Here is an 871-nt window from a genome sequence, read left to right as displayed (position 1 = left end):
CCCCAGGCCTTGTCCGATCCCGCCCCGCCTTCGATGACGTCGTTGCCGGCGTCGCCGTAGATCAGGTCCTCGCCGCCGTTGCCGAACAGCATGTCGGCACCGGCACCGCCGTGGATCTCGTCATTGCCCGATCCGCCCGAGGCAACGTCGTCGCCGTCACCGCCCGACAGCACATCCTCGCCGTCCTCGCCGCGCAGCACGTCGCTGCCGGCATCCCCCGAAAGGATGTCGCCACCGCCGCCGCCCAGAAGCACGTCGGCAACCGCACCGCCCAGCAGCACATCCGCCGCAGACGTTCCGATCAGCGTGCGCGCCGCAACCGGCAACGGCGTCTCGCCACCGTCCCCATCGCCCGAACCGTCACCGTCGTCGTCGCCATCGTCGTCACCGCCGCCGACCGTATCATCATCATCGTCGTCCCCATCATCGTCGGGGCCGCCGGTGTCATCGTCATCGTCATCCTCGTCGTCCGAACCTCCGTGAACCTGCAGGGTCGGCAGGCCACCGCTGGAGAAGGTGATCGAGTGCGTGCCGTTGGTCAGCGTTGTCATGCCATCGGCTTCGGTGGCCGTGTAATCTTCGAGGTTCGCGCCCTCAACCAACTCAATCACGTCCTGAGGCCGCATTGTTCCAATAATCGTATCGTTGCCGCCATTGGAACGGAACAGGATGCGGTGGGCTGACTGGAGGCTGCTGATATCGACCGTGTCGTCCCCAGCCGTGCCATCAATCGTGATCGTGTTGACGCTGAGGCCGGTCGACGAGAAATCACCGATTGTCAGGACGGTATCGTCGCCTGCACCCGTATTGATGACGATCTCTTCGATGTCGTTGAGTTCGGCAACGATCGAAACGGCATTCGTGCCGTTGC

Annotated in this window: 1 protein-coding gene; it reads right to left on the bottom strand. The window is 64.3% G+C overall.

Annotated features, from left to right (window positions below; all coding sequences use genetic code 11):
• Window positions 1-871 (bottom strand): calcium-binding protein (locus tag HT585_RS31555; RefSeq protein ID WP_425513802.1); only part of this gene is annotated, 871 nt, incomplete at both ends.

The organism is Ensifer oleiphilus (assembly GCF_013371465.1).
Taxonomy (GTDB): Bacteria; Pseudomonadota; Alphaproteobacteria; order Rhizobiales; family Rhizobiaceae; genus Ensifer; species Ensifer oleiphilus.
This window is presented reverse-complemented; position numbering and strand designations above follow the sequence as displayed.